The organism is Streptomyces spongiicola, from assembly GCF_003122365.1.
GTDB classification, from domain to species: Bacteria; Actinomycetota; Actinomycetes; order Streptomycetales; family Streptomycetaceae; genus Streptomyces; species Streptomyces spongiicola.
Genome location: NZ_CP029254.1, coordinates 2,909,971 through 2,926,486, shown reverse-complemented (window position 1 = coordinate 2,926,486; position 16,516 = coordinate 2,909,971). Strand labels below are relative to the sequence as shown.

At 73.8% G+C, this 16,516-nt stretch carries 15 protein-coding genes, 1 pseudogene and 1 riboswitch; of the genes and pseudogenes, 15 read left to right on the top strand and 1 reads right to left on the bottom strand.

Annotated elements, in window-relative coordinates; all coding sequences use genetic code 11:
• Nucleotides 1–30 precede the first annotated feature (30 nt).
• The 14 genes from DDQ41_RS12765 to DDQ41_RS12700 all read left to right on the top strand — a co-directional run bounded on the left by DDQ41_RS12765 (nucleotide 31) and on the right by DDQ41_RS12700 (nucleotide 14,810).
• Nucleotides 31–1,704, top strand: a complete 1,674-nt coding sequence (locus tag DDQ41_RS12765) for an ABC transporter substrate-binding protein (protein WP_109294618.1) — start codon at nucleotides 31–33, stop codon at nucleotides 1,702–1,704.
• Nucleotides 1,701–2,606, top strand: coding sequence for an ABC transporter permease (locus DDQ41_RS12760; RefSeq protein ID WP_109294617.1), 906 nt, complete (start codon nucleotides 1,701–1,703; stop codon nucleotides 2,604–2,606). The genes DDQ41_RS12765 and DDQ41_RS12760 overlap by 4 nt, the downstream gene beginning before the upstream one ends.
• Nucleotides 2,591–3,667, top strand: a complete 1,077-nt coding sequence (locus DDQ41_RS12755; protein ID WP_262508447.1) for an ABC transporter permease — start codon at nucleotides 2,591–2,593, stop codon at nucleotides 3,665–3,667. The genes DDQ41_RS12760 and DDQ41_RS12755 overlap by 16 nt, the downstream gene beginning before the upstream one ends.
• Nucleotides 3,664–4,830, top strand: a complete 1,167-nt coding sequence (locus DDQ41_RS12750; RefSeq protein WP_262508446.1) for an ABC transporter ATP-binding protein — start codon at nucleotides 3,664–3,666, stop codon at nucleotides 4,828–4,830. The genes DDQ41_RS12755 and DDQ41_RS12750 overlap by 4 nt, the downstream gene beginning before the upstream one ends.
• Nucleotides 4,830–5,777: an ATP-binding cassette domain-containing protein gene (locus tag DDQ41_RS12745; protein ID WP_262508445.1), complete on the top strand. Its 948-nt coding sequence runs from the start codon at nucleotides 4,830–4,832 to the stop codon at nucleotides 5,775–5,777. The genes DDQ41_RS12750 and DDQ41_RS12745 overlap by 1 nt, the downstream gene beginning before the upstream one ends.
• Nucleotides 5,778–5,865: 88 nt before the next feature.
• Nucleotides 5,866–6,978, top strand: a complete 1,113-nt coding sequence (locus DDQ41_RS12740) for an acyl-CoA dehydrogenase family protein (RefSeq protein WP_109294616.1) — start codon at nucleotides 5,866–5,868, stop codon at nucleotides 6,976–6,978.
• Nucleotides 6,969–8,567 (top strand): CaiB/BaiF CoA transferase family protein, encoded by a 1,599-nt coding sequence (locus tag DDQ41_RS12735; RefSeq protein ID WP_262508444.1) that lies wholly within the window; start codon nucleotides 6,969–6,971, stop codon nucleotides 8,565–8,567. Before DDQ41_RS12740 ends, DDQ41_RS12735 begins: the two co-directional genes overlap by 10 nt.
• Nucleotides 8,564–9,370 (top strand): acyl-CoA dehydrogenase family protein, encoded by an 807-nt coding sequence (locus tag DDQ41_RS12730; RefSeq protein ID WP_109294615.1) that lies wholly within the window; start codon nucleotides 8,564–8,566, stop codon nucleotides 9,368–9,370. Before DDQ41_RS12735 ends, DDQ41_RS12730 begins: the two co-directional genes overlap by 4 nt.
• A complete protein-coding gene (locus DDQ41_RS12725) occupies nucleotides 9,367–10,152 on the top strand; it encodes an SDR family oxidoreductase (RefSeq protein ID WP_109294614.1) in 786 nt (261 codons plus the stop codon). The genes DDQ41_RS12730 and DDQ41_RS12725 overlap by 4 nt, the downstream gene beginning before the upstream one ends.
• Complete coding sequence (locus DDQ41_RS12720) at nucleotides 10,152–11,597, top strand: aldehyde dehydrogenase family protein (RefSeq protein WP_109294613.1); 1,446 nt, start codon at nucleotides 10,152–10,154, stop codon at nucleotides 11,595–11,597. Before DDQ41_RS12725 ends, DDQ41_RS12720 begins: the two co-directional genes overlap by 1 nt.
• Nucleotides 11,594–12,601 (top strand): NAD(P)/FAD-dependent oxidoreductase, encoded by a 1,008-nt coding sequence (locus DDQ41_RS12715; protein WP_109294612.1) that lies wholly within the window; start codon nucleotides 11,594–11,596, stop codon nucleotides 12,599–12,601. The genes DDQ41_RS12720 and DDQ41_RS12715 overlap by 4 nt, the downstream gene beginning before the upstream one ends.
• Nucleotides 12,598–12,915, top strand: a complete 318-nt coding sequence (locus tag DDQ41_RS12710) for an indolepyruvate ferredoxin oxidoreductase subunit alpha (protein ID WP_109294611.1) — start codon at nucleotides 12,598–12,600, stop codon at nucleotides 12,913–12,915. The genes DDQ41_RS12715 and DDQ41_RS12710 overlap by 4 nt, the downstream gene beginning before the upstream one ends.
• Nucleotides 12,916–12,926: 11 nt before the next feature.
• Nucleotides 12,927–14,054: an aromatic ring-hydroxylating oxygenase subunit alpha gene (locus DDQ41_RS12705; RefSeq protein ID WP_109294610.1), complete on the top strand. Its 1,128-nt coding sequence runs from the start codon at nucleotides 12,927–12,929 to the stop codon at nucleotides 14,052–14,054.
• Between the two features lie 3 nt (nucleotides 14,055–14,057).
• Nucleotides 14,058–14,810, top strand: a complete 753-nt coding sequence (locus tag DDQ41_RS12700; protein ID WP_109294609.1) for an IclR family transcriptional regulator — start codon at nucleotides 14,058–14,060, stop codon at nucleotides 14,808–14,810.
• A 241-nt stretch (nucleotides 14,811–15,051) separates the two neighbouring features.
• On the opposite strand, the pseudogene DDQ41_RS12695 reads toward DDQ41_RS12700, so the two are convergent.
• A pseudogene (locus tag DDQ41_RS12695) lies at nucleotides 15,052–15,275 on the bottom strand (cold shock domain-containing protein).
• A 351-nt stretch (nucleotides 15,276–15,626) separates the two neighbouring features.
• Nucleotides 15,627–15,825: riboswitch (cobalamin riboswitch) on the top strand.
• Nucleotides 15,826–15,865: 40 nt separating this feature from the next.
• On the opposite strand from DDQ41_RS12695, the gene DDQ41_RS12690 reads away from it, so the two are divergent.
• Entirely contained in the window at nucleotides 15,866–16,255 is a 390-nt protein-coding gene (locus DDQ41_RS12690) for a hypothetical protein (RefSeq protein ID WP_109294608.1), read from the top strand.
• The last annotated feature ends 261 nt before the right edge of the window (nucleotides 16,256–16,516 follow it).

Here is a 16,516-nt window from a genome sequence, read left to right as displayed (position 1 = left end):
GTATTCGATCCTCAGAGACGAGGAGGTGCCATGAAGGAATCTCTCGGACGCCGCACTCTGCTCCACGGCTTCGGGCTGGGAGCCGCGGGACTGATGCTCGCCGCGTGCACGGACGCGAAGCGGCCGGAGCGGGCCGCGGCCGTGACCCGGACGTCCACCCCGGGCCGTACGGGCCCAGGACCCCGCACCCCGGGCCCCGTCGCCACCGGTGGACGGGTCGTCACCGGATGGAGCGAGGAGGCCCAGTCGTACGACCCGGCCGTCGGCTACGACCTGCACGCCTGGGAGGTTTCGACCAGCGTGCTGTTCACCCCGTTGTTCCAGTTCGACGGTCAGTCGGGAGGTCCGGCACCCAGTGCGGCGGCCCGCCTGCCCCAGGTCTCCGAGGACGGCCGCGTCTACACGGTCCACCTCCGCCCGGGCGTGCGCTTCCACCACGGCCGCGCCGTGACCGCCGACGACTACATCGCCACCTGGACCCGGGTGCTGGACCCCGAGCTTGCCTCGTGGGCGGCCAGCTATCTGTTCTCCATCGAGGGTGCCCTAGAGGTCAACGAGGGGAAGCGCAAGTCTGTTTCCGGCCTCAGGCGGATCGACGACCACACGCTGGAGGTGCGGCTGCTGGCCCCGGACATCACGTTCGCCGGTGTGCTGTGCCTGCCCTTCATGGCCGCGCTGCCGATGGAGGAGATACGCAGGCTGGGCAAGGACTTCGGCCGCCGGCCGGTCGGCACCGGCCCCTTCGTGATCACTTCGTACGACCGCAAGCGCCAGCGCGCGGTGTTCCAGCGCAACCCCCACTACATCTGGCGGGGCACGCCGTTCATCGAGCGGCTGGAGTACCGGTGGGGCATCGCGCAGGCGATGCAGCTGCGCCAGCTGATGAGCGGAGAACTCGACGTGCTGGGGGAGGGCGCCCCGGTGGCGCTCGGCCCGCAGATCAACTCCCAACCGGAGCTGCGCGAACGGTACGTGGTGCCCATCCCGCTCCAGGGCACGTCCTGGATCGGTCTCGACACCGGGCACCGGCACCTGCGCGACCGGCGCGTACGGCAGGCCCTGAACCACGCCACCGACACCGAGGTGCTGGGCAGGCTCACCTACGGCAGCCAGGAGTCATCGCCGCTGCCCTTCCCCAAGCACCTGCCGGACTTCCCCCGCACCGCCCGCCCCTACCGCCGGGACATCGACAGGGCCAGGAGCCTGCTCGCCGAGGCCGGTGCCACCGACCTGCGGCTGCGCTTCGCCCACGACGGCTCCGCCCCCTGGGAGCGGCTCAGCCAGGTGGTGCAGCAGCAGTGGCGGGAGGCCGGGGTCGAGGTCACCATCGACCCGATGTCCAAGTCCGCCCTGGACCAGGCAATGGCCAGCGGGCAGTGCGACGTCTTCCCCCGGCACTGGTACATGATCAACCCCAACGCCCTCGACCTCGCAGGCAACTGCTTCGCCTCGGACGGCTCGAGCAACTACGGCGGCTACGCCAACGAGGCCGTGGACGCCCTGCTCGCCGAGGCGCGCCGCAGCCAGACCATGGCCGACTGCAACAGGCTCCTGGCCAGGGCGGAGCAGCTGCTCTCCGAGGACCCCCCGGGCGTCTTCTTCTCCTCCCTCAACTTCCTCGCCGCCCGCAATCCACGCGTCCGCAACTACCACATGCGGGGCGAGACGGGGTCCTACTACGACCGTCTGTGGGTGAGTCCATGACCGTTTCCCTCCTGCCGCAGCGGCCCGCCGCCGCCACCGCGCAGAGTCCCTCCGCCAGGCGGCTGAGGCGCGCCCGCGCGGTCGTCGCCGCCGGCCTGGCAGTCCTCGCGGCCCTCGTGGTCCTCGCCCTGGCGGCGCCGCTGTTCGGCGATCCGCTGCACATCGACCGGGACGGCATCAGCGAACTCGGCCTGCCGCGCGGCGCGGGTGAGCACGGCTACCTGCTGGGAACCGACGTCCTGGGACGGGACCTGCTGGCCCGGACCGCCTACGGGCTGCGCACCACTCTCGAGTTCACCGTGCTGGCCAACGTCTGCTCCGTCGGGCTCGGCACCCTCGTCGGCCTGACGGCGGGCTTCTACCGCGGGGTGACCGAGCAGGTCCTGATGCGGACCGTCGACGTCTTCCTGTCCGTTCCCACCGTCATCTCCGGACTGGCCCTGGCCAGCGTGGTCGGCCGCAGCGTCGGCGGCATCGTGGTCGTGGTCGCCGCCCTCTACTGGGCCTGGACGGCCCGTCTGGTGCACGGCGAGACCCTGCGGCTGCGCGGACGGCCGTTCGTCGAGGCGGCGCTCGTGCACGGCGTACGGCCGCGCACGGTCATGCTCCGCCACATCCTGCCCAACATCCGCACCCTGCTGCTCAACATCGCCGCACTGAACGGCGCGGCCGTCGTGGTCATCGGCTCAGGCCTCTCCTATCTGGGGGCGGGCGTCGTACCGCCCCATCCCGAGCTCGGAAGCCTGCTCAACGAAGGCGCCCAGGCACTGGAGTTCGCCCCGCGCCTCCTTCTCGTCCCGCTCACCCTGGTCGTGGCCCTGGTGCTGTCCTTCGTGCTCGTCAGCGAGGGCGTGAGCCGCATGGTCCCGGAATCGGAGAGGCGCTCATGGCTGAACATCTGAAGTCCGGACAACCGGAGTCCGCGCCGCCGCCGGGGGTGACTCCCGAGGCGGTGACTCCCGAGGCGGTCCCCACGGCGACCGCGCCCCCGGAAGCCGTCTCCCCGAAGGCCTCTCGCTCCGGCGCGGCCCGGTGGGGGACGGCGCGCCAGGTGGGACTGCGGCTGCTGCTCGGCGCGGCGACCGTCGCGGTCGTCGTCACCGCCACCTTCGCCCTGCTGTACGTCGTGCCAGGCGACCCCGCCCGCGGTATCGCCGGCCCCCGTGCCACGCCCGAACTGGTGGAGCGCATCCGGGAGCAGCTGCACCTGACCGCACCCCTGTGGGAGCAGTACTGGGAGTACGCCAAGGGGGTGTTCACCGGTGACCTCGGCGAGTCCTACCAGCGCGGCACCCCCGTCGCCACGCTCATCGGCGACCGGCTCCCCTCGACCCTGCTGCTGTGCGCCGCCGCGCTGTTCGTGGAGATCCTGCTCGGCGCCGCCCTCGGCACCTGGGAGGCGCTGCGCGGAAGGCGTCTGATGCCCGTGCTGATGACCAACATCGCGCTGCTGGCGATCCCCGCGTTCGCCCTGGGCTATCTGTTCCTGCTGGCCTTCGGGTACGGGCTCGGCATCGCCCCGGTGAGCAACGGGGCGGACGCCGCCCACCTGGTGCTGCCGGCGATCGTGCTCGGGCTGACGGGAGTGCCGTACTACGCGAGCGTGGTGCGCGACGGGATGGCCGCGACACTGGCCTCCCCCCATGTGCGTACCGCCGTCGCCAAGGGGCTGTCGCGGCCCGCCGTACTGCGTCGGCACGTGCTGCGCTGCACGCTGTCGCCGGTGCTCACCATGGCCGGCATGGACGTCGCGATCTTCGTGTCCAACGTCGTCTTCGTGGAGACCATCTTCGGCTGGCCCGGTATCGGGCGGCTCCAGGTCACGGCGTTCGCCGACCAGGACCGGCCGGTGCTGATGGGCACGGTCGTCGTCGCGGCGGTCCTCGTCGTCCTCGGCAACCTCCTCGCCGACACGCTGCGCTCGGTCGTCGACCCCCGATCCCGTCAGGAGCTGACGACATGAACCAGCCCGCAGAGACCGGCCGGCCCTCGCCGGGCGTGAACGGGCCCGCGGGGAGCGGCCCCGCCCCGCTGGACGTGAACGGGCCCGCGGGGAGCGGCCCCGCCCGGCTCGACGTGAACGGGCCCGCGGGGAGCGGCCCGGTCCGCCCGGACATGGACCAGCCGGCCGGGGACGGCCCCGCCCGCCTCGGTGTACGGGTGAGGGTGGAGAACCTCACCGTCGCCTACGGCGAGCGGACCGCGCTCCACGGGGTCAGCCTCGACGTCCCCGCGGGCGGCGTCCTCGCCCTGGTGGGCGAGTCCGGCTCGGGCAAGTCCACCCTCGCCCACGCCGCGTCCCGCTTGCTGCCGCCGGGCGCACGCGTCACCGGCGGCTCGGTCCACGTCGGCGACGTCGACATGGCCGCGCTCCGCGGCGCGGAGCTGCGCAGGGCGCGCGGCAGCCGGGTGGCCTATCTGCCCCAGGACGCGCTCGCCGCGCTGAACCCGGTGATGACGGCGGGCCGGCAGATCGCCGAGGTGTTCCGGATCGCCGAGGGCCACGGCCGCCGGGAAGCCCGGGACCGGGCCGTGGAGATGCTGGGACGCGTCGGCATCCGCGACCCCGAGCGGACCGCCGGCCGCTACCCCCACGAGCTGTCCGGCGGGATGCGGCAGCGTGTGATGATCGCCATCGCTCTCGCGCACCGACCGCAGCTGCTCATCGCCGACGAACCCACCACCGCGCTCGACGTGACGGTGCAGGCCGAGGTGCTGGCCCTGGTCGCCGAACTGCGGCGGGAGTTCGGCATCACGGTCATCTGGATCACCCACGACCTGTCCGTCACCGCGGAGATCGCCGACGCCGTGGCGGTGCTCTACGGCGGGAGGCTGGTGGAACACGCCTCCGCCCCGGAACTCTTCGGCGGCGCGCGCCACCCCTACACCCGGGGTCTCGTCGCCACCTACCGCGACGCCTACGCGGGCGCGCCCCACACGCGCTACGTCTCCATCCCCGGAGCCCGTTCCGACCGCTCCGCGGGCCCCGGCTGCCCCTTCGAGCCGCGTTGCCCCGAGGCGGCCGACAGATGCCGCGTCGAGGCGCCCCCGGTGCGCGCCGCCGCGGGCGACCCGCTGCCCGACGGTGCACCGGCCCACCTTCTCGCCTGCTGGGAGGCCCACTGATGTCCGCTCAGGTCAGCACCCCGATAGTCGAGCTGGACGCCGTGAGCAAACGCTTCGGCACCCATCAGGCGCTGTACGAGGTCAGCCTCACCGTCGCGCCCGGCAGCACCGTCGGGGTGGTGGGCGAGTCCGGCAGCGGCAAGAGCACACTGGCCCGAATCGTCGCGGGGCTGGAACGGCCCGACAGCGGCCGGGTGCTGGTCGGCGGGAGGCCGCTGCCCCGCGGCGGCCGGCGGCTGCGCGAGGCCCGCCGCGGGATCGGGTTCGTCTTCCAGGACCCCTACGCCTCACTGGACCCGCGCTTCACCGTCGAGCAGATCGTCGGCGAGCCGCTGCGGGCGCACGGCCTGTGGCGCGAGGGCGGCCGGGAGCGGGTCCTCGAACTGCTGGACGCGGTGGGTATGGGGGGCGTGTCCCCGGACAGCTACCCGGGTGAGTTCTCCGGCGGCCAGCGGCAGCGGTTGTGTGTGGCCCGCGCCCTGGCGGCCCGTCCCGACCTGGTGATCTGCGACGAGCCGACCTCGGCGCTGGACGTGTCGGTGCAGGCCCAGATCCTCAACCTGCTCCAGGACCTCCAGGACTCACTACAGGTGAGCTATCTGTTCATCACCCACGACCTCAACGTGGTGCGGCGGATCGCCGACGAGGTGGTCGTCGTCCGGGACGGCCGGGTCAGGGAGCAGGGATCGGCCCGGCGGGTCATCGGTGAACCGCGGGACCCGTACACCCGGGCGCTCCTCGACGCCATGCCGGGCCGGGCGCTGCTGGACGGCGGAGGGAGCGGTGGCACGGCCGCGACCGGGCCCGTTCCGGCGCCGGGCGCCTCCCCGGCGGGGAATCCCGTGGGGAAGCCCGCTGAGGAGCGGGCGGGGGAGCCCGTTGTGCAGCCCGTTGGGAAGCCGGTGGAGGAGCCGGATGGCAAGCCGGCGGGAACTGCCGCGCTCTGAGCCTTGACCCCCGCGAGCCGGGCTCCCTACTCTTATTCCACACAATGAAATAACTTTCATCTTATGGAAGTTATGGAGGAGGATTCCCATGGAAGGGATCGCCGCCCAGGCGCACGCCTTCGCCTCCCGCCTCGCGGGGGAGCTGCAACACGAGGCCCACAACCGCTTCCAGGGCATGCCGTCCGACGCCGACTCCCGGCGCGCCTACGAGGAGTACGGCCGGGCCGGGTTCATCGGCCTGCACTGGTCGGCCGAGTCCGGCGGGCGCGGCCTGCACCCGCTCGACACCGACGCGGTGGAGGAGGCGTTCGGCTACCACTGGCTGCCGCTGTCCAGCTATCTGCTGTCGGTCAAGACCATCGGCAACGCCCTGCGCCGGTTCGCCCCGCCCGCGCTGGCCGAGCGGCTGCTCCCCCAGGTCGCGCGGGGCGAACTGCGCTTCTGCCAGGGCTTCTCGGAGCCCGAGGCGGGTTCCGACCTCGCCTCCCTGCGCACCCGGGCCGTCCGGAGGGACGGCAGGTTCGTCGTCTCCGGGCGCAAGATCTGGACCTCCAGCGCCGAGTACGCCGACTGGTGCTACCTCGCGGTGCGCACCGACCCCGACCTCCCCCGCCACAAGGGCGTGTCGGTCCTGGTGTGCCCCATGGACACCCCGGGCATCGAGGTCATCACCCATGACACGCTCGGCGGCGGCACGCTCGGCGAACTCGTCCTCGACGAGGTCGAGATACCCGAGGAGAACCTCATCGGCGAGCTCCACGGCGGCTGGCGCGTGCTGATGGGCACCCTCGACTACGAGCGCGTCACCAGCGAGAAGGTCGGCATCGCCCGCCGGGTACTCGACGATCTCGAGCCGTACGCCGAGACCCCGGCCCAGCGCCTGGAACTGCTCCGGCTCCGCGGCCGGACGGACGCCGCCGCCGCAATCGGCTCCCGGGCCACCCTCCTGCTCGCCGACGGCGAGGACGCCAGCGCGGCCTCCTCCATGGCCAAGCTCTCCATCGCCTATCTGCTCCAGGCCATCGCGCACAGCGCGGCGGACCTGCTCGGCCCGCACGTGTTCGTCGAGGACGGACCGGACGCCGTCGCGGGCGGCCGTGTCGCAGCCTTCCACCGGGCCACGGTCGCCACCACCATCGCCGGCGGCGCCTCCGACATCCAGCGCCGCGTCATCGCCCGCAGGGGGCTGGCATGCGCCTAGCCGACCGCCCCCTCGCAGGCGTCCGCGTCCTCGACTACGCGCAGTACGTGGCCGGTCCCTTCGCCACCATGCTGCTCGGCGACCTCGGTGCCGACGTCGTCAAGGTGGAGCCTCCCACCGGCGACGCCTGGCGCCACTACAACCCGCACGCACCCGGCGAGAGCACCTGGTTCTACGCGCTCAACCGGGGCAAGCGCTCCGTCACCCTCGATCTGAAGACCGACGAGGGCCGTGCGGCGTCCGCGAGGCTCATCGCCGGGGCGGACGCGGTGGTCCACAACATGCCGCCCGAGCGGGCCGCCCGCTTCGGCCTCGACCGCGAGAGCGTACGCACCGCCAACCCGCGGGCGGTCTGGAGCTGCGTCACCGCCTTCGGCACCGAGGGTCCCGACGCCGGCCGGCTCGGCTACGACATCATCGCCCAGGCGCTGTCCGGACTCCTGATGGCCGACGCCCGCCCCGAGGATGCCGTACCCCGGCGGTCCGGGGGGATCGCCATGGCCGATCTGACCGCCGGACTGCTCACCTGCATCAGCGTGCTGGCCGGAGTGGCCGGTCGGGAACGCGGACAGCAGGCACCGGGAGTGGAGGTCTCCCTCCTCGGCGCCGCCCTGGCGGTCCAGGTACAGCGCTTCGTCCGGATCGGCGACTCCGGGGACACCGCGGACCAGGGCCCGCTGACCGCGCCGGAGCTCGAGCACACGGCCCGCACCACCGCGGGCGCCGACCGGCTGGAGCCGTACTACCGCTGCTACCGCACCGCCGACTCCTTCCTCGCGCTCGCCTGCCTCAACACCGCCCAGCGCCGCAGGCTGCTCGGGATTCTGGGACTGGACGACCCCTGGGTCGCCGACCCCCAGGCGGCGCCGGCGGACGAGGCCGAACGCGCGGTCCGGGCGGCGCTGGTGGACCGTTTCGCCGCGGTCTTCGCCACCAGGCCGCTGGACCACTGGCTCTCCGTGCTCGCCGAGCACGACATCCCCTCGGGCGACGTACGCCTCCTCCGCAGGCTCTTCGACGACCGCCAGGTGACCGTCAACGGTCTGGTGCAGACCGTGCGGCAGCCCGGGGTCGGCCCGGTCCAGCTGCTCGGCAACGTCTTCAAGATCGACGGAACCGCCGCGCCCGCCGCCCGGCCCGCTCCCCGTCTCGGGGAGCACTCGGCCGAACTCCTCGGCGAACTCCCCGTGACGGCGGGGTCGACGGGGGCGCCGGGGCCGACGGTGACGGCGGGGGCAACCGCGGCGCCGGGGCCGACAGCGTCCTCCCCACCGGTCGCGCACCTCTCGCCGCGCCATACGTCTGATGCGTCTGATGCGCCTGAGGTGCCCGAGGCGTCCGAGACGGCCGGTACGCCTGGCGCACACGCCGCATCCGCGGCACCCGCAACGCCCGCGGCACCCGCAACGCCCGCAACGCCCGCCGCACCCGCAACGCCCGCAACGCCCGCGGCGCTCGGCACGCCCGGTACGCCCGCGCACGACGCGCACCCCGCGCACCCCGCGCGCGCCGCCGGGCACTCCCCGCCGCCCGCCGCAGCACCCGCGATCCGGGAACTCCTCGACACCGCAGAAAGGAACGGGGCATGACCACCGCGCTCACCAAGGAGGCCGACGCCTTCGCCGTCACCCTCCGGCAGGTCATCGCCGACCACCCCGTGCCGGACGTCTGGCGCCCCGGCAGCCCGTCGGACGACCGCACCCCCGCCCTCGACGCGGCTCTGGCGGCCGTCGGCTGGGCCGAACTCCTCGAAGACCCCGACGCCTCCGCCTTCATCGGCCCGGCGGCCGTCGAACTCGGCCGCGGCCTCGTCCCGCTGAGCGAGGTGGACCGGCTCCTCGGCGGCTCCCCGCTGCACCAGGGCCTCGCCCGCTACCCGGGCGAGCGGGTCGTCGCGCGGACCCCGGAGGGGCTGCGCGAGCACCGGGTGCTCGGCGCCCAGCCGGTCCCCTACGGCGACTGCCTCGCCGTCCACGCCGTGGAGAGCGAGCCGACGGATGCCGCCGTGCACCCCGACGCCGAGTCCGCGTGGCTGCGCGCCCAGACCGGATACCTGACCGGGCTCGCCGCGGGCGCGCTCGACCTGGCGGTCGACCACGTCAAGCAGCGCGCCGCCTTCGGCACCACCCTGGCCGGCCTGGAGGGCGTCCAGTTCCGCCTCGCCGACGCCGCCACCGCGGTCGAGGGGCTGCGCGGCCTCGTCGGCCGCGAGGACTGCGGGCCCGCCGCCCTCGCCCACGCGGGTCGGGCCGCGGAGACCGTCGTCGCGCAGTGCCACCAGGTGGTCGGCGCCATCGGATTCACCCTGGAGTTCCCGCTGCACCGCTACTCCCGGCGCGCCCGTGTGCTCGCCGTCTGGAACGACGCCTGGCTCGAAGGAGCACTGACGTGAGTACGTACGTGGTCACCGGCGGAAGCGCCGGCATCGGACTGGCCATCGCCCGCCGCCTCGGCCGGGACGGGCACGAGGTCGTCCTGGCCGCCCGCGATCCCGAGCGCCTCGCGGCCGCGGCCGAGTCGCTGCGCGCCGAGCACACCGCCGTCCGCACTGCCGCGCTCGACGTCCGCGACCCCGACGCGGTCACCGCGCTGTTCGAGGAACTGCCCGCGGTCGACGGCCTGGTCAACAACGCGGCAGGCAACTTCGCCTGCCCCACCGTCGACCTGTCGCCGGGCGGTTTCAAGGCCGTGGTGGAGATATCCCTCTACGGCTGCTTCCACGCCTCCCAGGCCCTGGCCCGCCGGCTGATCAAGGACGGCAGGCCCGGCGCGATCGTCAACATCGTCGCAACCTACGCCTGGACCGGTGCCCCCGGGGTCGCCCACTCCGCGGCGGCGAAGGGCGGCATGCTGGCCTTCACCAAGTCGGTCGCCCGCGAGTGGGGACCGCACGGCATCCGGGTCAACGCCCTCGCGCCCGGCTTCGTGCCGACCGAGTCCGCCACCGCCAACATCCTCTCCGACGACGAGGCCCGGCAGCGGATGCTGGACATGATCCCGCTCGGCCGCTTCGCGGAGGCCGAGGAGATAGCCGACGCCACCGCCCATCTGCTCGGTGCCCCGTACACCACCGGCACCGTGCTGACCGTCGACGGAGGACGTTCCCTCGGCGTGTCCATGCACGCCCGGGCGGACACCCCGCGGCCGGCGCCGGCGGGGACGGGGGGCGACTGATGCGCGACCCACGCAACCCCGGGCTCTACCTCGGCGGCCGGTGGAGCGACCGCACCGACCGGCTCCCCGTCGACGACCCGGCCACCGGCGAGCGCATCGGCTCGGTCCCCGCCGCCACCGGCGACGACGTGGACGCGGCGGTCGGTGCGGCCCGCGGGGCGTTCGACGGCTGGTCCGCCGCCGACCCGGCCGAACGCGCCGCGGTACTGGACCGGTTCGCCGACGCGATGACCGCCCGCGAGACGGAACTCGCCCACACCGTCACCGCGGAGATGGGGGCACCCCGCGACTTCTCGCTGCGGGTCCAGGTCCGGCTCGCGGTCGACGTGCTGCGCGCCCAGGCGGCGCTGGCCCGCACCTTCCCCTTCGAGGAGGCGATCCCGGACGGGCCGCCGGCCCGTGTCGTCCGCGAGGCCGCGGGCGTCGTCGCCGCCATCACCCCCTGGAACTACCCCCTCTACCAGATCGCCGCCAAGGTGGGCCCGGCGCTCGCAGCCGGCTGCCCGGTCGTGCTCAAGCCCAGCGGCGTCGCCCCGCTCAACGCCTTCCTGCTCGCGGCCTGCGCCGACGACGCCGGTCTGCCCCCGGGGCTGCTCAGCGTGGTCTCCGGCAGCGGACGCGTCGTGGGCGAGGCGCTGGCCGCCCACCCGGGCGTCGACATGGTCTCGTTCACCGGGTCGACCGGCGCGGGGCAGCACGTCATGCGCACCGCCGCGGGCACCGTCAAGCGGGTGGCCCTGGAACTGGGCGGCAAGTCGGCGGCCGTCGCCCTGCCCGACGCCGACCTCGCCGCGGCCGTCGAGGCCACGGTCGCCAGCGCCTTCACCAACACCGGCCAGACCTGCACCGCACTCACCCGTCTCCTGGTGCCCGCCGCCCGCTATGACGAGGCCGTCGCCGCGGCCGTGCGGGCGGGCGGGCGGTACACCGTCGGCGACCCCGCGCAGCCCGGCGACCATCTGGGCCCCTGCGCCTCGGCCGCCCAGCGCGACACCGTCGTCGACTACATCCGGCTGGGCGTCAAGGAGGGCGCCCGGGTCGTCGTCGGCGGGCCCGAGACCCCGGACGGCCTCCCCGCCGGACTGGCCGGCGGCCACTGGGTCCGCCCGACCGTCCTCGCCGGCGCCGAGGCAGGGATGCGGGTCGTCCGCGAGGAGATCTTCGGCCCGGTGCTCTGCCTGCTCCCCTACGAGGACGAGGAGGCGGCGCTGCGGCTGGCGAACGACTCCGACTTCGGCCTCTCCGGCGCCGTCTGGTCACAGGACCCGGACCGGGCGGCGGCCTTCGCCCGCCGGATGCGCACCGGCCGGGTCGAGATCAACGGCGGTGCCTTCAACCTCAACGCCCCCACCGGCGGCTACAAGCAGTCCGGGCTCGGCCGGGAACTGGGCCGCTGGGGGCTGGAGGAGTTCTGCGAGACCAAGACCCTGCAAGGAGTGCGGTGAACGAGCCCCTGACCGTTGATCTGCTGGTCGTCGGAGCCGGACCGGCCGGACTCTTCGCCACCTTCTGCGCCGGGTTCCGCGGCCTGTCCGTCGCCGTCATGGACGCCCTGCCCGAACTCGGCGGCCAGGTCGGCGCGATGTACCCGGAGAAGGCCATCCTCGACATCGCCGGGCTGCCCGCCGTCACCGGCCGCGACCTGGTGGAGGGGCTGACCGCACAGGCCATGACCGCCCGCCCGCACCTGCTGCCCGGCCACACCGCGCAGACCCTGGCGTACGAGGACGGCACCCCGGTCGTCACCAGCGACCAGGGGCTGACCGTGCGCGCCGCCGCGGTCCTGGTCACCGGAGGCATCGGCGCCTTCACCCCCCGGCCGCTGCCCGGCTGCACCGGCTACGAGGGCCGTGGGCTGTCGTACTTCGTCACCGACCTCGACGACCTCACCGACCGGGACGTGCTGGTGGTGGGCGGCGGTGACAGCGCCTTCGACTGGGCCCTCGCCGCCGTCGGCCGGGCCCGCTCGGTGACGCTCGCCCACCGGCGCGACACCTTCCGCGCGCACCGGGCGACGGTCGACAAGGTCCTCGCCTCCGAGGCGCATGTGTGCACCCGCACCCAGGTCGCGGCGCTCCACTGCGGCCCGGACGGCCACATCGAGTCCGCCGACCTCAAGGGCCCGGACGGCACCCGGCGGATCAAGGCCCAGCGGGTGGTCGCCGCCCTCGGCTTCACCGCCAACCTCGGACCGCTGGAGTCCTGGGGCATGGCCCTCGACGGCCGCCACATCGCCGTCGACAGCCATATGGCGACCAGCCTGCCGCGGGTCTTCGCCGCGGGCGACATCACGGCCTACCCCGGCAAGGTCCGGCTGATCGCCGTCGGCTTCGGCGAGGCCGCCACCGCCGTCAACAACGCGGCGACCGTCCTCGACCCGGCGAGCGACCTCTTCCCCGGCCACTCGACCGACCGTCACGGAACCACCACCCGAGAGGGGGACTCATGACCCATGTGATCACCGACGCGTGCGTCGACGAGAAGGACGCCAGCTGCATGGAGGAGTGCCCGGTCGACTGCATCTACGAAGGGGGCAGCAGGATGTACATCCACCCCGGCGAGTGCATCGACTGCGGCCTGTGCGCCGAGGTGTGCCCCAACGGGGCGGCCGTGGCGCTGCGCCTGCTGGACCCGGCCGCCGCCGCGGTCCACGGACCGTCCAACGACGCCTTCTTCACCCGGGTGCTGCCCGGCCGCCAGGCCCCCCTCGGTTCCCCGGGCGGCGCCTCCCGACTCGGCCCGCTCGACGTCGACCCCAGCTGAGGAGAACCGCGATGACCATCCACCACCCGACGGCCCACCACCCGGCGGCCGTCGACGCCGAGGCCTGCTCCGCCGCCCTGGACCGCGGCGAGACCCTGCCCTGGACCTGGTACGCCGACCCCGCGATCACCGCCCTGGAACAGGAGCGGATCTTCCGGCGGAGCTGGAGTTACGTCGGCCGCACCGACCAGGTCGCCCAGCCGGGCCAGTTCTTCACCTGCGAGGTCGGCGGCGTCCCCATCGTCGTCACCCGCGACCGGTCCGGCGGGCTCAACGCGCTGGTGAACGTCTGCCGGCACCGCGGCGCCCAGGTGGTCCGCGAGGACTGCGGCACCCGCAAGAGCCTCCAGTGCTTCTACCACGCCTGGACGTACGGCCTCGACGGCTCGCTGCGCGGGGTGCCGCGCGGGGACCGCGAGGCGGACTTCGACACCTCGCAACTGGGGCTGCGCCGCGCGTCGGTGGACACCTGGGGCCCGTTCGTCTTCGTCCATCTCGACCCGGACCCCGCCCCGCTCACCGAGATGCTGGGCGAACTGCCCGAACTCCTCGCCGCCGGCGGCATCGACCTTCAGCGGATGCGCTTCCACCACCGCGTGTACTACACCATCGAGGCCAACTGGAAGATCGCCGTCGAGAACTACCTGGAGTGCTACCACTGCCCGGTCGCGCACCCGGGCCTCGCCGACGTACTCGACGTCAGCCCCGACGCGTACGAGTTGGAGGTGCGGCCCACCTTCGCCACCCACCACGGCATCGTGCGGGACATCCCCCGGGAGGCCGGCTACCCCGTCCAGGGCCCCGTCGTCGAGGGCCAGTACCACCTCGTCTGGCCGAGCCTGAAGGTCAACGTCAACCCCGGGCAGCCGAACCTCTCCTTCGGCCCGGTGTACCCGGCGGGCCCGGAACGCACCACCGGATACCTCGACTACTTCTTCGGCGACGACGTCGACGAGGCGTGGATCAAGGCTATGCTCGCCTTCGACGACCAGGTGGGGGCCGAGGACACCGACCTGGTGGAGTCCGTACAGCGCGGGGCCTCGTCCGGCGGGGTGGAGCGCGGCCGGCTCCTCCTCGGTTCGGAGCACACCATCTCGGCGTTCCAGCGCTTCGTGCTGGGCCGACTTCGGGAGGACTGAGAGATCAGCGAGTCACGTGATGCGGGATCGCGGACCCTCTCCCGGGGGCTCGCGATTCTGCGGCTCTTCGACGACGCACATCCGGAACTCACCCAGAGCGAGATAGCGGAGGCCCTCGACCTGCCCCTGCCGACCGTGCACCGGCTGTGCGCGACCCTCGTCGCCGAGGGCTTCCTGGCGCGCCCCGCGGGCACCCGCAGATTGCGGCTGGGCCCGCAGGTGGCCCGGATGGTCGGGCCGCTGATCGAGGGCATGGGCATGTCCGAGGCGGCGCGCGCGATCCTGCGCAGACTGGCGGAGGACACCGGGGAGACCGCGAACCTGGCCACCCTGGTCGGAAACGAGGTCGTCTACCTCGACTCCGCGCCCGGCCGCCATCTGCTCAGCCCGCGGGCCGAGCCGGGGCTGCGGGTGCCCGCGCACTGCACCGCGCTCGGCAAGTGCCTGCTCGCCCAACTGCCGGACGAGGAGGTGCTGCGACTCGTCGGGAAGGGGCCCTACGAGCGGCTGACGGATGCCACCCACACCACCTGGACCCAGCTGTCCAAGGCCCTGGACGAGGTCCGCGACGACGGCCTCTCCCGCTCGCTCGAGGAGTACGAGGTGGGGCTGGTCTCCTTCGCGGTGGCCCTGCCCGCGGCACCGGACGGCACCCTCTTCGGCATCAGCGTCTCGCTGCCGACGTCCCGGGCGGGACAGCGGCGCGAGATCGAACAGCGACTGCGCACGGCCACCGCGGTCCTGCGCCGCCGCTGACGCCCCGGCCGGCCCTGACACCCCGGGCCCGGGTGACCGCAACGGTCCCTGACACCCCGGGTCCGGGTGACCGCAACGGTCCCTGACGCCCCGGGTCCGGGTGACCGCAACGGTCCCTGACGCCCCGGGTCCGGGTGACCGCAACGGTCCCTGACACCGGGTCGGCGGCGGTCCGTTGCGGTCGTGGTCGCGGTCGCGGTCGTGGTCGCGCCGCCGCCCCGGTCGGCCCGGACCGTTGAGGTCACCCGGGCCGGGGCACGATGCCCGCCGCGCGGTAGTCGTACCCGTCCTGGCTGAAGCCGGGGGCTTCCCACCGGAGATCCACCGGCTGTCCCGGTGACAGCGTGCGGAAACCCGCCATCTCGATGCGGGAGTAGTGGCCCCGGCAGCCGCCGGGCGTCTCGCGGGAGTCGAGGACGCCCCACCCCTCTCGTCGCGCCACTCGCGGACCGTCGCGATCACCATGGGGGTACCCTACGGGCCCGGTGGGTGGCTGCCGCGTGCGGCGGGACGCCGCAGCACCGGCCTGCTTCCCTCCGGTGGGCTGCCGGCACCGACCGCACACTGCCGCGGCGGGCACCGGGCGTCGTCGTCCCGGTCCCGGTCCCGGTGTAGTCCCGGTTCCGGGCACCGGCGCGTACCGCTTCCCGACGCCGTTCCCCCGCAACGGCCCGCCGGAACCCGCCGATGCGGCCCACCGCCTCGCGACCACGGACGGGTCGCCTGTCCAGGGTGCGTGCGAGCCCTCGGCGCCGCGCGCTGCCTCTGTGCGCGGGCCGGGTGCGGCAGTTGCCCCCGGCCGGTGGACCGCGGGCGTATGACATGACGTGGTCTTCTGCCATGATGTCCGTGAAAAGGCGACGGCGGAACGAGGAAGCCGGTGTGAATCCGGCGCGGTCCCGCCACTGTGATCGGCGAGCGGATCCCGAACAGACCACTGCCCGTGTGCGGGTGGGAAGGCCGGGACGAGCACTGACCCGAGAGCCAGGAGACTCACGCGGTCGCCTCCTCGACACGACTGGGGCGGATCTCCCCGGAGAGGAGGGCTTGTCGTGATGCCCGTGGAGGTTTCCCGCGGCGGTTCGGTGCCGTGCCGGGTGGTGGTGTGCCGGGACTGCTGCTGCGGCAGCTCCAAGGTGACCGGCGTCGACCACCGTGAGCAGACCGCGCGTCTCGCTAAGGACGCCCCGGTCCGGATCACCGGCTGTCTCGACGTGTGCGATCAGGCGAACGTGATCGTGGTGCAGCCTTCGTCCGAGGGACGCGCCGCCGGCGGCCGGCCGGTCTGGTTCGGACTCGTCAACGACCCGGCCGCGACCGAGGACGTCGCCGCCTGGGTGCGGGCAGGCGGCCCCGGTGTCGCCGCGCTCACGGACATCCTCGACCTCTACGCCTTCACCCTGCCCCGGCGTGCCCGTTCAGCGCCGCTCCGCGACGCGGGCTGACCGGGCGACGCGGGCCGACCAGGCGACCCGACCTTGAGGCCGGCCCCCGGCATCGCGCGCCCGGGGGACCTCCGCCCTTCCTCAACGGGTCGGCCGGTCCACCCGGGTGAACCCGCCAACCCGGGTCGCCTCGCCTGCCCGGGTCGGCCGGTCTCCCCTGATGGGCGGGTCTGCCCGGGTCGGCCGGTCTCCCCGAATCCGCCCGCCTGACCGGTTCCGTGCTGCCTCCCGCACCCCGTCCCGCCCCGCCCCGTCCCGCCC